General features: G+C 42.2%; 12 protein-coding genes. 5 read left to right on the top strand and 7 right to left on the bottom strand.

The genetic code is table 11. The features are described 5' to 3' along the window. Positions 1 to 253 precede the first annotated feature (253 nt). Positions 254 to 1,228: a polysaccharide deacetylase family protein gene (locus VHE99_06545; protein HVV68673.1), complete on the top strand. Its 975-nt coding sequence runs from the start codon at positions 254 to 256 to the stop codon at positions 1,226 to 1,228. After that, complete coding sequence (locus VHE99_06540) at positions 1,228 to 2,001, top strand: formyl transferase (GenBank protein HVV68672.1); 774 nt, start codon at positions 1,228 to 1,230, stop codon at positions 1,999 to 2,001. Before VHE99_06545 ends, VHE99_06540 begins: the two co-directional genes overlap by 1 nt. 12 nt (positions 2,002 to 2,013) lie before the next feature. Here the strand turns inward: VHE99_06540 and VHE99_06535 are convergent, their stop codons facing one another. From VHE99_06535 to VHE99_06515, 5 genes are all read right to left on the bottom strand, one after another. Then, a complete protein-coding gene (locus VHE99_06535) occupies positions 2,014 to 3,405 on the bottom strand; it encodes a phosphomannomutase/phosphoglucomutase (protein HVV68671.1) in 1,392 nt (463 codons plus the stop codon). Positions 3,406 to 3,473: 68 nt separating this feature from the next. Further along, a complete protein-coding gene (locus VHE99_06530) occupies positions 3,474 to 4,196 on the bottom strand; it encodes a dienelactone hydrolase family protein (GenBank protein ID HVV68670.1) in 723 nt (240 codons plus the stop codon). 90 nt (positions 4,197 to 4,286) lie between these two features. Beyond that, positions 4,287 to 4,949, bottom strand: coding sequence for a ribose-5-phosphate isomerase RpiA (gene rpiA, locus VHE99_06525; protein HVV68669.1), 663 nt, complete (start codon positions 4,947 to 4,949; stop codon positions 4,287 to 4,289). Positions 4,950 to 5,008: 59 nt separating this feature from the next. After that, entirely contained in the window at positions 5,009 to 7,075 is a 2,067-nt protein-coding gene (gene prlC, locus VHE99_06520; protein HVV68668.1) for an oligopeptidase A, read from the bottom strand. A gap of 147 nt (positions 7,076 to 7,222) precedes the next feature. After that, positions 7,223 to 7,804: a Fe-Mn family superoxide dismutase gene (locus VHE99_06515; protein HVV68667.1), complete on the bottom strand. Its 582-nt coding sequence runs from the start codon at positions 7,802 to 7,804 to the stop codon at positions 7,223 to 7,225. Positions 7,805 to 8,113: 309 nt separating this feature from the next. Here VHE99_06515 and VHE99_06510 point away from each other — a divergent pair, with 309 nt between their 5' ends. Next, positions 8,114 to 8,713: a peroxiredoxin gene (locus VHE99_06510; GenBank protein ID HVV68666.1), complete on the top strand. Its 600-nt coding sequence runs from the start codon at positions 8,114 to 8,116 to the stop codon at positions 8,711 to 8,713. A gap of 42 nt (positions 8,714 to 8,755) precedes the next feature. Here VHE99_06510 and pyrC read toward each other — a convergent pair whose 3' ends face one another. Further along, positions 8,756 to 9,787, bottom strand: a complete 1,032-nt coding sequence (gene pyrC / locus VHE99_06505; GenBank protein HVV68665.1) for a dihydroorotase — start codon at positions 9,785 to 9,787, stop codon at positions 8,756 to 8,758. Positions 9,788 to 10,017: 230 nt separating this feature from the next. Between pyrC and VHE99_06500 the strand changes: the two genes are divergently transcribed. Beyond that, positions 10,018 to 11,826 carry an LbtU family siderophore porin gene (locus VHE99_06500; GenBank protein HVV68664.1) on the top strand — a complete coding sequence of 603 codons (1,809 nt, stop codon included), beginning with the start codon at positions 10,018 to 10,020 and terminating at the stop codon, positions 11,824 to 11,826. 261 nt (positions 11,827 to 12,087) lie between these two features. Next, complete coding sequence (locus VHE99_06495) at positions 12,088 to 12,651, top strand: methyltransferase domain-containing protein (GenBank protein HVV68663.1); 564 nt, start codon at positions 12,088 to 12,090, stop codon at positions 12,649 to 12,651. A gap of 39 nt (positions 12,652 to 12,690) precedes the next feature. Here VHE99_06495 and queF read toward each other — a convergent pair whose 3' ends face one another. Further along, positions 12,691 to 13,515 carry an NADPH-dependent 7-cyano-7-deazaguanine reductase QueF gene (gene queF / locus VHE99_06490; protein ID HVV68662.1) on the bottom strand — a complete coding sequence of 275 codons (825 nt, stop codon included), beginning with the start codon at positions 13,513 to 13,515 and terminating at the stop codon, positions 12,691 to 12,693. Positions 13,516 to 13,582 lie beyond the last annotated feature (67 nt).

Raw genomic sequence — 13,582 nt, 5'->3', positions numbered from 1 at the left:
AGTCGCTTGCGCGAAATTCAAAAAGTGCACGTCGTCCCGCGAAACTTTAACTTCCCTGTCAGCTGGATCCCGGCATCCATGCCGGGACGACGTGCATTTTTTGAGTTTCGCGCCAACGACTATTTAAAGACTTTGATAATCGAGAATAAAGCTGCTCCGGTTTATTACTTTGATTTTATTCATCTTTATAATATGATGCCCAAAAGCATCCTATACATCAAGCTAAAAACAAAACTCTCTGGAATCTAAAACTATGACAAATGCTACCTTCACAATCTCTTTAGATTGTGAATTATATTGGGGCGTTAGGGATCGCCGGGACTTAAATAGCTACCGAGAAAACCTATTAGGAGACCGCCAGGTTACTGATTATTTATTAAACTTATTTTCTACTTATCAAATCCATGCCACTTGGGCTTTTGTTGGATTTTTATTCTTCTGCGACAAAAAAGAATTAATGGCATATTTGCCAGAAGTACTGCCCAGCTACAATGACACCAGATTGAATCCTTATTCCGCCATTGCCGATATCGGCGACAATGAAGCAGAAGATCCTTTTCATTATGGCCAGTCTCTTATTGAGAAAGTGATGCGTTATCCTCACCAGGAAATAGGCAGCCATACTTTTTCGCATTATTATTGTCTAGAACATGGTCAAACCAAAGCACAATTTACAGCCGATCTACTCGCCGCAAAACGCGCAGCGGAACGCCTAAATATTCATTTACGCAGCCTGGTTTTTCCACGCAATCAACTCAACGCAGAATACTTAACCGTTTGCCAAGAATTAGGCTTCCTTGCTTTCCGCGGAAATGAAAAATCTTGGTTTTACGACCCTAGCAGTCTTAAGGAGCAATCATTGCTACGGCGCGGTGGAAGATTATGCGACACCTATCTCAATATTAGCGGACATCACTGTCATAACTTATTTTCACCAAAGGCAGAATTAGTCGATGTTCCTTCGAGTCGTTTTCTACGACCTTATTCAAAAAAATTAAAAAATTTAGAACCATTACGTTTAGGAAGAATTAAAAATAGCATGACCTTTGCTGCACAGCATAGGTTAAACTATCATCTTTGGTGGCATCCACATAATTTTGGCGTCAATATGCAAGAAAATTTAGCATTTTTGACCGCGATTTTAGATCATTATACTTTTCTCAACCGTCAATATAATATGCAATCAACAACTATGCTGGAAGCTGCCAACCTCAATCGGGTAGCATAATGTCAGAGAAAAAAATTGTCTTTTTAGCATCAAACAATGCCTCAAGCCGTATGGTTTTCAACCAATTAAAAGCTGTATTTCCTATAGAGAAAGCCATCACTGAAAAAAAACAAAACGCGTGGCTTTTAATAAAAAAAAGAGCTAAACGTTTGGGTTGGTTAACTGTATTCGGACAAATAGCATTTATGGGCTATGCAAAATGCTTGCGTAGATGCTCAGAACAACGTATTAATGAGATAAAGCAGCATTTTAATTTAGACTTATCCAATCTCCCAGAAGATATCACCATTCGCGTAAATTCAGCAAATGATCGTGAGACTATCCAACTGCTACAACAATTGCAGCCTGATATTGTCGTTATCAATGGAACTCGTCTGCTCTCCAAAGAATTATTAGCCAGTACTGATGCTGTATTCATTAATATGCATGCAGGCATCACTCCTGCTTATCGAGGGGTACACGGCGGCTATTGGGCGCTAGCGAATCACGATGCAAACCATTGTGGCGTCACGGTGCATTTGGTAGATGAGGGCATTGATACCGGTAACATTCTTTATCAATCTGTCATTGCACCTACCCCTTCAGATAATTTTATCACTTATCCATTATTACAACTGGCGGCTGGCATTCCTCTGCTCATTCAAGCAGTGAAAGATGTACAGAACAATCAAATAGCGATTCAGCCGGCTAAAACCAATCTTGATTCCAAATTACGCTCTCACCCTACACTTTGGCAGTATGTTTATTATCGGTTACGGTTTGGGGTTAAATGAGCTAGGGCGTCATCAAAAAGGCAACTGCAGCTGATTATCCACCGCCAATAATTTTTCCCGAAATAACGCTTCAATACGCCTCAAACTGTCTTCGTTTACACCTTCAAATCTTAACGTCAAACAAGGTGTAGTATTAGAAAGCCTGACCAAACCCCAGCCATCGGTAAAATCAACTCTTAGTCCATCGAGCGTATTGATAGTGCCATTTTCAAAATGTGCAGTCTCAATAAATTTTTGCATGAAAGGCGCTTTTTCCGCTTCTTTTAAAAACAGCTTCAATTCAGGTGTATTGACACTATCTGGTAAGGCATTGAATACAACGCTGCTGGACTCTGTATTGCGGCTTAAAATTTCCAATAATCTGGCGCCTACATACAAGCCATCGTCAAATCCGTACCAACGTTCTTTGAAAAAAATATGACCACTCATCTCGCCGGCTAAGGGGGCACCACGTTCATGCATTTTGGCTTTCAAAAGAGAATGTCCCGTTTTCCACATCAAAGGTTTACCACCTGCTTTTTCTATTACTTTAGGCAAATGCTGCGTGGATTTCACATCAAAAATAATTTCTGCGCCTTTATGTCGTGACAACACATCTTGTGCAAATAGCATCATCTGCCGATCAGGCCAAATGACTTTACCTTGATCCGTCACCACACCTAAACGGTCACCATCACCATCAAATGCTAAACCCACATCCGCTTTATGTGCCAACACAGCCTGCTGAATGTCCTGTAAATTCTCGATGACACTGGGGTCTGGATGGTGGTTTGGAAAATGCCCATTCACATCACAGAATAATTCAATCACCTCACAGCCCAAACGTTTGAACAATAAGGGTGCAATACCTCCTGCGACACCATTGCCGGCATCTATCACAATTTTCATGGGACGCGAAAGGTGGACATCACTGGCTATACGTTCAATATAATCAGACACGATGTTTTTATGTTCAACCGTACCGTCCCCCCAGATAAAATCACCTTGAACTACCCGTTGGTAGAGTTGTTGTATTTTATCTTCAGACAAGGTCTCATTATTTAAAACGATTTTCAGACCGTTATAATTGACAGGATTATGACTGCCGGTCAGCATGACGCCAGAATGTGTCTTTAACCAATGGGTTGCAAAATACAGAACTGGCGTAGGCACCACGCCAATATCAATGAGATGTCGGCCGCTGTCACGCAACCCTTGAATGAGTGCTGCAACTAAAGTGGGGCCAGATAACCTGCCATCTCGTGCTACGACCAGCTGTTTCTGACCACATGCCTCAGCCTCTGCACCAATGGCTAACCCGATAGCATAGACTGTGTCAGGAGTTAGACTTTCATCGACAATGCCACGAATGTCGTAAGCGCGAAAGATATCCTGGGGGATTTGTTTAGGAATGGTGTATTTCATGAGAATGCTCACATTTTTTATCAACCTTGACTTCTTTCCTTCTCACATTGTAGCACTGTAAAAACTATCTATTCTTGCAAAAAACCCACCGCATATTTAAATGAACGCTCTGCGGCTAATTGATGATACTGCCTACCCATGGCTTGTTCTTTTTCCGGGTCAAAAGTACCCGTTTTTGGGTCAGTAAACGAGTGTCTCGCATGACCAAAAAAAGTAAATATCCAATCTTTTGTACCGGCTGCTTCCATCTCCTCAGCAAAGTGTCCCAATTCAATAGGCGGCACTTGCGGATCTTTATAACCATGCAGTATCAGGAGTTTGCTTTTAATTGCGCGAGTGGGTAAATCCGATTTAGCTAACACACCATGCATGCTAACACCCGCCCATAAATCTGCCCCACTTCTTGCCAACTCTAAAACACACATACCCCCAAAACAAAAGCCAATAGCGCTGATACGGCTGTTATCTATTTGCGGCTGTTGTCTGATGGTTTCATAGGCTAGCAATGCCCTAGTTCTAACTAACTGACGATCTTGTAAGAATGGGGTGACTAATTTAAAACACTCATCAATGCTATGCGCGACTTTTGCTTCTCCATACATATCAGCTACCAATACTACAAAACCCTGCGCTCTGAGTTTTTTTGCATAGTCCAGAGTAAACTCTGCACGGCCTTCAAACGCATGAAACAAAATAACTGCCGGTTGTTTTCCTGATATTTCTTCATTAAAAAATAATTCTCCAATTAACTTTTCTTTGCCATGCGCATATTCTATCGTTTTTTGCTGCATTATTTTCTCCTAATAATGGTGTTTACACTTTTTTCCTTCTCCCCTTGTGGGAGAAGGAAAAAAGTGTAAACGCTAATATAGGGAAAAAGATCACCTCTCATACGTCTCAACCCCCCGCTCCGTCGCAACCAACACCACATCTGCCGGACGTTTAGCAAACAAGCCATTTTCCACAACACCAGTAATATTTTTCAAGGTCTGTTCCATCTGCAAAGGATCCAGAATTTTTAAATTATAAACATCCAATATAATATTGCCATTATCCGTTTTATAACCCTCACGATAAACCGGATCACCACCCAAACGCACGATTTCTCTTGCTACAAACCCACGTGCCATGGGAATCACTTCAACCGGCACAGCCCCTTTGGCACCCAGGACATCTACTTTTTTACTTTCATCGACTATACAAATAAATTTCTTTGCACTGACAGCAAGAATTTTTTCCCGCGTCAATGCACCCCCTAAACCTTTTATTAAATAACAGTGCGCATTCGCTTCATCCGCACCATCAATATAAATATCCACAGTATTTACAGCATTAAGATCATAGACAGGGATATGCTTGGCTTTGAGTAACTGTTCCGTTGCCACTGAACTTGCGACAGTGCCTTCCAGGCGTCCTTTAATTGCAGCTAATGCTTCAATGAAAAACTTAACTGTTGAGCCCGTACCTACACCCACCACCTCACCTTGCTGAATGTATTTTAATGCAGCCTGGGCTGCAGCTTGTTTCAATGCATCTTGATTCAATGTAATGTTTCCTCTTGACTTTCATCCTGAGTAAGACGAAGGACAAAGCATTTAAGATTTTAAGCAACAGCAATGCCATTATATTTCAGCAATGCATCAATTTTTGGCGGCCGCCCGCGAAATGCGATAAACAAATCCATAGGCTCAGCAGCACCGCCACTTTCCAGCAATGTATGTAAAAACTCTTCGCCGGTTTTTCTGTCAAAAATACCATTTTCTTCAAACTTAGAAAACGCATCGCAAGCCAAAACTTCTGCCCATTTATAGCTGTAATAACCTGCAGCATACCCACCGGCAAAAATATGCGAAAAGCTATGTTGAAAGCGATTAAATTCAGGAACTGGATAAACAAACAACTGCTGCCGCACTTCATCTAAAATGCGTTGTATCTGATTTTTTTGGTTGAGATCAAATTCCAAATGCAAACGAAAATCAAATAATGCAAATTGCAACTGCCGAATCATTTGCATCGCGGATTGAAAATTTTTAGCCTTAATTAATTTATTAAATAATTCATCCGGCAACGGCTTTTGTGTTTGATAATGCTGGGCAATTAAATCTACACCCGGTTTTTCCCAACACCAACTCTCCATAAACTGGCTAGCAATTTCAACCGCATCCCAAGCAATACCGTTAATACCAGAAACATCGCTATAATCAACGGTGGTCAACAGATGCTGCAATGCGTGACCAAACTCATGAAACAAAGTATTGACATCATCATGCGTAAATAATGCCGGATCATCACCGACCGGCGCATTAAAATTACAGGTCACAAAGGCAATCGGCGTTTGGATTGCGCCGCTTTTCAGCTTGCGTCGAATGCGGCAATCATCCATCCATGCGCCACCACGTTTATCCGGGCGCGCATAAAGATCCACATAAAAATGTCCACGCAAGCCGTTTTCATCGCTAATGGAAAATAACCGCACGGCTGAATTCCATGTGTCAGGGTTTTTTATTTCAGCAACCTGCATGCCATAGATACGTTCAACAATCGCAAACAAGCCATTTAACACGCGATCTTCAGGAAAATAGGGACGGAAGTCTTCTTTGGCGACAGCATATTCTTTTTGACGTAATTTTTCACTATAGTAAGCAACATCCCACGCTTTTAATTCATCAATGCCATGCTCTTTTTGCGCAAAATGTGATAAGTCTGCGAATTCCTTTTGCGCTTGCTTCAAGCTGGCTTTCGCTAATTGCTGTAAAAAATCAATCACCTCATCCGGTGTTTTAGCCATCTTTGTCGCTAATGAATACTCAGCAGCATTCGCAAATCCGACTAACTTCGCCATTTCTAATCGTGTGGTCAAAATTTCTGGCATTAGCGTGCTATTATCCCATTGACCTTTATTCGGTCCCTGATCCGATGCGCGCGTGACATAAGCAATATACATCTCATGACGCAATTCCCGAGAATCAGCATGTTCCATCACCGGCAAATAAGAAGGCATATCTAATGTAAATAGCCAACCTGCTTGTTGCTTACGCTCCGCTGCTTGCTTGGCTGCCGCTATTGCATGGGCTGGAATACCCGATAATTGCGCCACATCTGTGACTATTTTGCTCCAGCCCTGGGTTGCATCCAATATGTGTTCTTCAAACTGCGTGGTCAATTGCGACAACTGCTTATCCAACTCAGCAAAACGTGCTTTGGGCTCAGCATCCAGATGCACACCCGACAGGCGAAAATCACGCAGCATATGTTCTATGACTTTTTTTTGCGCTTGATCTAAATTTGTGTATTGTTCACTATCAGCAATAGTCTGTACTGCCTTGTAAAGGTCGGTATTTTGAAGAATCTCCATGCTATATTCGGACAAATGCGGCAGGCAGGCTTTATAAACTTTGCGCAAGGCTTCAGAATTAGCTACGGAATGCAGGTGTTTAATAGGCGACCAGAACAGATGTAATTCATCTCCCATATCTTCCAGCGGAGCAAGCAAATTATCCCACGTGTAGGCTTGAGACTGCGAAAGCAATTCTGCCAATTGTTGGCGGTGTTTGGCTAACATTTGTTGGAGTGTTGGTTCAATTGTTTCGGGTTGTATCTGGCTAAATGCCGGAAACTGTGATTTATCAGAAAAAGTAGTGTTTTCGGTATTCAGTGGATTTTGTAGCATGAGGAATTACTCCGGTTTTTTTCTTGCTGTCATTTTGAACATTCACTGTCATTTCTCTCTGTGGGTACAAAAAAAGACTGTCATTCCCGCGTAGGCGGGAATGACAGTCTTTTTTCGTACCTACCCTATAGAGATCCTTGGCGTTGCTCACGACTTAAAATTCTTCTCCACAAAATCCCAGTTGACTAAATGCCAAAAATTATCCACATATTTGGGACGGTCGTTGCGGGTATCAATGTAATAAGCATGCTCCCAAACGTCACAAGTTAACAATGCGACCTTATCTTTTATCATAGGTGTATCCGCATTTGAGGTACTGAAAACCTCCAATGAACCATCGGTATTTTTTGCCAACCAACCCCAACCAGAACCAAATTGGTTAACAGAGGCAGCCGTCATTTTTTCTTTAAAAGCGGAAAATGAACCAAATGCCTCTTTAATGGCATCAGCTAAATCGCCTTTGGGTTCTCCACCACCATTAGGTTTCATGCAATGCCAATAAAAAGTGTGATTCCAAATTTGTGCTGCATTGTTAAAAATACCACCTGAGGATTTGGTGATAATTTCTTCTAGTGATTGATTTGCAAAAGGTGTATCTACAATCAAAGTATTGAGTTTATTGACATAGGCTTGGTGATGCTTGCCATAATGGTATTCGAGTGTTTCTTTCGAGATATACGGCGCCAGCGCATCTAACGCGTAAGGTAATTTGGGTAATTCAAAGGCCATTCGGTTTTCTCCTTATGTTTTCTGTGCTAGGAGTCTAGTGGTCATAGCTCAATAAAGTCAAGTCAGCACCACTTCAGCATTTTTCTCCAAAAATGCTTACTTTGGCCGCAATGGTTTCCGGCGACTAAAAAAGCTTTTTAAGAGACTTGCCAGTTAATTTTGTGATTTAAATCAACACGTTACTTCATTTGCCTCACAACTTTACCCTATACTTACCTGCAAATTAATGATATAATTCTTTTTACTATTGAGGGATTAACTCTTACAAGAATCACCTGCTTTTTCATAAACCTTCCCGGAGATTATTTCATGTTAGTATGCAGAAAAGCCCCTGATTTTAAGGCTCATGCAGTTTTAGCAAACGGTTCCATTAACGATCAATACCGCTTAAGTGACGAAATTCGTGGCAAATACGGTTTAGTTTTCTTTTATCCTCTGGATTTCACCTTCGTATGCCCAACCGAATTGATCGCTTTAGATAACCGCATTGAAGAATTTAAAAACCGCAACGTCGAAGTCATCGCCGTATCCGTTGACTCAGCCTATACCCACCAAGCCTGGCGCAATACCCCAATCAATAAAGGCGGCATTGGCCCAGTCAAATACACCTTAGTCGCCGATTTGAAACATGAAATTTCTCAGGCTTATGGCGTTGAACATCCTGAAGCTGGTCTATCCTTACGCGGCACTTTCTTGATTGATAAGCAAGGGATTGTGCGCAGCCAAATCGTCAATGACGCACCCATTGGCCGTAGCATCGATGAAATCATCCGTTTAATTGATGCTGTACAATTTCATGAAACCCATGGCGAAGTTTGCCCTGCAGGATGGGAAAAAGGCAGAAAAGCCTTGAAAGCTTCTGCTGAAGGCGTTGCTGCTTATTTGACGGAAAATGCTGAGGAGTTGTAATTTAGCTAATTGTCATCCTGAGCGTAAGCGCAGGATGACAGTTCACACCACTTGCCACTGCACCATTTCCCCCGCCCCTAATGGCACCAAAACATCCTCACCAAAAGGCAATGTATTTGGCACCCGCCAAGGCTTTTTAATCAGTGTTACCGTCTCACTATTATGAGATAACCCATAAAAATCTGCTGCAAAATGACTAGCAAATCCTTGCAGCCTATCTAATACCCCAGCCCGCTCAAATACCTGCGCATAAAACTCCAATGCCGCGTGCGCAGAATAAATACCCGCACAACCACAAGCATTTTCCTTAGTACTTTTAGCGTGTGGCGCACTGTCTGTCCCCAAAAAGAATCTGGGATTACCACTAGTCGCCGCAGCGATCAAAGCCAATTGATGCCTTTGACGCTTTAACACTGGCAAACAATAATAATGGGGCTTAATCCCTCCTGAAAGCAAATCATTCCGGTTCAACAGTAAATGATGGGCGGTAATGGTCGCAGCAAGCTTTGATGTAGAAGCCATAGTGACAAACCTCACCGCTTCTTCAGTCGTAATATGTTCCAAAACCACACGCAATCCAGGAAATCGCTCAATCAATTGCTGTAATTGCTCTAAAAAATACTTTTCTCGATCAAAGATATCTACTTGCGCGTCATTGGATTCGCCATGAATCAAAAGCGGCAAGTCTTGCTCCTGCATGGCCTCTAATGCCGGATAGACTTGCTCCAGACGATTAACCCCAGCTTCTGAGTGAGTGGTCACGCCGGCTGGATAAAGTTTTACCCCAATGACAATCCCTGAAGCTTTAGCCTCTGCCACGATTTGCGGCGTCATTGCATCTGTCAGATACAGTGTCATTAAGGGCTGAAAGCTTAGTCCTCGAGGAATTGCCGCAATTATCCTTTCGCGGTATGCCAAAACTTGCGACATGGTCACTACCGGCGGCTTTAAATTCGGCATGATAACCGCCCTAGCAAATTGCTTGGCAGCATGCGGCACTGTAGTCTGCAAATAAGTGCCATCACGCAAATGCAAATGGGCATCATCAGGTTTAATCAAGGTAATTTTTTGCATAGATTACTCATGCTCATGAATGAAAAGAAAGGTCTATAATCTACTATCTGACTGCGGTTCCCGCCATCTATTTCCACCGCTAAATAAAAAATTTCGCATAAAATGAAAAATTTTTATTGCGTAAAATAATTTTCCCCCCTATGATGCTGGGTTCTTATGGACTAAGAAATTATAAAAAAATAGCAAATGGATGGCTTCCAAGATAACAGTCCTACTTAAGGAGCCTGCGGATGCATAATAAAATATTAGCCATCGCCATAAGTCTTTGCCTATTTGAATCTGCGCCAGCCCTAGCAGCTGTCACGTCCAATCCATCTGAAGCAGATCTAGCAAATGCATTACAAAAACTCACCGCACAAACTGAAGCATTACAACAGGAAGTGACGACGCTTAAGACAGAACTATCTCAAGAGGAACAGCGATCTAAAACAGAGCCAGTTCCAGCTAGGCATATACGTACCAAACAACAATCCATGCTAGTTAGACAAACAGTGCAACAACCGCCGGTTTCCCGTTATACCTACGCACCAGAAACAACTCAAACAGCGCCGTCAACCGCATTTCCATCATCACTTGAAACTGGATTTGGCGCCGGCACCTTTATTGCAGGCCCCAATATTACCCACACACCGAGTGGACTAGTCTCTGGGTATCAACCCGGAGATATTATCCCCTCTACAGTAGCCGTAAATAAAATCGGCCAGCCTATTCTTACCAAAGAACAACAAGACAGCCAGGAAAGAACCGCAGATATCAAATATCTCATGGGATCGACCATCTTATCTTCCCCTATTCTTAACATTAACTCTGTCTATGATGCTTCTGACTTAGTCGTCAATCAATCAACCATGAATGAAGACTTACGCTTTTTGCAACAACGTCAAACTTTAGAAGCATTAGTTGGCGCAGAAAATCTTCCCTCACAAAGACGTCCAGAAATCTTCTTAAGTGGTAAAGTCGAACCACAGTTTATTTATTTCGATCCATTTGGCGGACCGGCATCTACCTCTATTGACATAGGTTCTATCGAATTGGATACACTGGCTGAAGCCAGCCCCTGGGCTTATGGTTTTATATCTTTCAACTTTGAAAGCAATCCGCTGCGCAATCCGAGCACACTAGGTTCAGGCAATGCTATCAATAACTCGCGCGTATTCTTGAAGCGCGGTTTTGTCACCATTGGTAATCTGGATAAATCACCGTTCTATTTCACCATGGGACAGCAGTATGTGCCATTCGGCAATTATTCTTCATACCTCTTGTCTAACCCTGACACACTGTCAGAAGGCCGCGTCAATGCCAGAGCTGCACTGCTAGGCTTCTATCATGATGGGTTATATTTATCGACCTATGCACTGAACGGCGCCGCAAACACTGAAACAGGTTTTGATACCAATCATGTTTATGAATGGGGCGCTAATGCCGGTTATAAATTCAAATCCAGCAATGGATTCTACAGCGCCGACATTGGCACTAGCTATATCAACAATATCGCCGAAGCCCAAGGTTATCAGCTAAATGGCCTAGGCAGCGGCTTTTTCCAGGGATTTTCAGAAAACTCGAGCACAGAATTTTTACAACATCCTGTACCTGGATTCGATGCGCATTTCAATGCTAACATCGGCAATCTAAGCTTAGAAAATGAATTTGTCACCGCAACTAAAGAATTTGCCAAACAAGATTTAAGTTTTAACGGATCAGGTGCAGAACCCAGTGCCCTACATATTGAAGGTGACTATACCATCAAGAATATCTTCGATACGGAAAAAAATCTGGCAATATTCTTAGCTTATGATCGCAGCTGGCAATCTTTGGCTTTAAACATTCCTCAAAATAGCTATATCGGAGGTTTAAGTACTTCTATCTGGAAAAACACCATTGAAGCTATTGAGTTCCGTCATGATACAAATTATCCCTCCTCAGACACTGCTAGCGGTATCTGCAACCCAGACAACTTGGATGAGCCAACAGTTTGCCCCGTTCCAGTCTTAGGCGCAAAACAAAATCAAGTCATCGCGCAAATCGGCGTTTACTTCTAAAACTTTCTATGACGGCTCTAGGCAACACCTTGAGCCGTCATCCTTCCTGACTTTGAAAAATCTTAAAAATTCATATGCTATACTGTTTTTAAGCTAAATTTAATTAAAGTTGAATACTTTGCATCCGAAGAGTCTCCGTTGAAGAAGGGGACTAAGGGGATACAAGTGCTTAACCTGATGTCTCTGCCATCTGTAATTAAGGAATTAATGAGGCTGTAAGAGGCAAGGAAATTTCTACATGCTTAAAAGGTAATTCTACAAATGACGAACGGACACAACCCAAGATTTTCTTTTCTTAAAGCTTTAGTCAAAGACCCTGCAGCGATTGGCGCCATCACCCCCAGCTCCCACTTTTTGGGAGAAGAAATGGCCGCCCATATTTATTACCAACCAGGCGCAGCGATCGTTGAACTAGGTGCTGGAACTGGGGTGATTACAGAAGCTTTGCTTGCTGCTGGAGTCAGACCGGAAGATCTGATTGTGATTGAATACTCTCACACTTTTGCTACCCAACTACGTGCACACTTGCCCCATGTGCGCATTATTGAGGGTGATGCAGCCAATTTAACTACATTATTAAGAGATCTACCTCACCCTATTCACTCGATCATTTCCAGCCTACCCCTGCGCACATTGCCAAAATTAAAAACTGAAGCCATTTTGCAACAAGTGGTTCATGCCTTGGCGCCAGGTGGCAGATATATTCAATTCACTTATAGCCTTAAAAGCAGCCAGTATCCTGCATTAATGCATTATCGTCGCATTTTTTCGAAAATAATTTGGCGGAATTTACCACCGGCACGGGTGGATGTTTGGGAGGCTTAGGGCATGTCACCCCCTTAGGAAAAGGGGATGACACTCAATTCACTGCCTAAAATTACGAATATTAGCCGGCATACTTTGAAAATTACTACGAAACGGATTGATATCCAATCCCCCGCGCCGCGTATAACGCGCATAAACCGTCAATTTTTCCGGTGCACATTGCCGCAGAATATCCATAAATATTTGTTCCACACACTGTTCGTGTAAATCTGAATGCTCGCGATAAGAGACAATATATTTTAATAGTCCTGCATGATTAATTTTATGACCATGGTACTGGATAAATAGACTAGCCCAATCCGGCTGGCCTGTGACTAAACAATTCGATTTCAATAAATTAGAATATAATGTTTCCGTCACTAGCCCTGATTCAACTTTCAGCAATAAAGGATCCGGGAAAAAAGTAGTAATTTCAACTGGTAAATCATCAAGATAAACACCAGAAAATTCCTGTAATGCCTGCACCGGTTTAAACGGCGGTAAAATAAAATTGACCCGCACCGGCATCCCCACTGCCTTGGAAATATCTTGCTGCAGAATGTTTTTTAACTCCGTCTCACTCTTAAATGTCGATTGATTCAAGGAGTTTAAATAAAGTTTAAAGGATTTGGACTCGATTAAAGACTCGGACTGACAAGGGACATAAAACTCCGCCATAGCCACCCTCGGCTTGCGTGTCGTTTGCTCCAACCAAGATAACTCATAAGCATTCCAAATATCCACGCCCTCAAAAGGCAACGGATTGGTAACACCCATTTCTGCGCGCTTAACATTCCTAGCAATTGGAAACAAAAAAGCGGGAGAATAAGTTGTAATATAAGGAACATTTTTACCCAGAGGTGATTCCGTAGAACTAACCTGCATTGCCTGTCCTCGCTGTGATTGTAAACTAATCTATTTCTCGTGAAATAAAGCAACTTGACTTAAACAA

The sequence above is a fragment of the Gammaproteobacteria bacterium genome, assembly GCA_035546635.1.
Classification (GTDB): domain Bacteria; phylum Pseudomonadota; class Gammaproteobacteria; order JAURND01; family JAURND01; genus DASZWJ01.
This window is presented reverse-complemented; position numbering and strand designations above follow the sequence as displayed.

What these genes read in the sequence shown, in the direction of transcription:
- VHE99_06495 (HVV68663.1), top strand. Translation starts at nt 12,088, where the DNA reads ATGACGAACGGACACAACCCAAGATTTTCTTTTCTTAAAGCTTTAGTC.
- VHE99_06515 (HVV68667.1), bottom strand. Translation starts at nt 7,804, where the DNA reads ATGGCCTTTGAATTACCCAAATTACCTTACGCGTTAGATGCGCTGGCG.
- VHE99_06510 (HVV68666.1), top strand. Translation starts at nt 8,114, where the DNA reads ATGTTAGTATGCAGAAAAGCCCCTGATTTTAAGGCTCATGCAGTTTTA.
- VHE99_06530 (HVV68670.1), bottom strand. Translation starts at nt 4,196, where the DNA reads ATGCAGCAAAAAACGATAGAATATGCGCATGGCAAAGAAAAGTTAATT.
- VHE99_06545 (HVV68673.1), top strand. Translation starts at nt 254, where the DNA reads ATGACAAATGCTACCTTCACAATCTCTTTAGATTGTGAATTATATTGG.
- VHE99_06540 (HVV68672.1), top strand. Translation starts at nt 1,228, where the DNA reads ATGTCAGAGAAAAAAATTGTCTTTTTAGCATCAAACAATGCCTCAAGC.
- VHE99_06500 (HVV68664.1), top strand. Translation starts at nt 10,018, where the DNA reads ATGCATAATAAAATATTAGCCATCGCCATAAGTCTTTGCCTATTTGAA.
- prlC (HVV68668.1), bottom strand. Translation starts at nt 7,075, where the DNA reads ATGCTACAAAATCCACTGAATACCGAAAACACTACTTTTTCTGATAAA.
- queF (HVV68662.1), bottom strand. Translation starts at nt 13,515, where the DNA reads ATGCAGGTTAGTTCTACGGAATCACCTCTGGGTAAAAATGTTCCTTAT.
- pyrC (HVV68665.1), bottom strand. Translation starts at nt 9,787, where the DNA reads ATGCAAAAAATTACCTTGATTAAACCTGATGATGCCCATTTGCATTTG.
- VHE99_06535 (HVV68671.1), bottom strand. Translation starts at nt 3,405, where the DNA reads ATGAAATACACCATTCCTAAACAAATCCCCCAGGATATCTTTCGCGCT.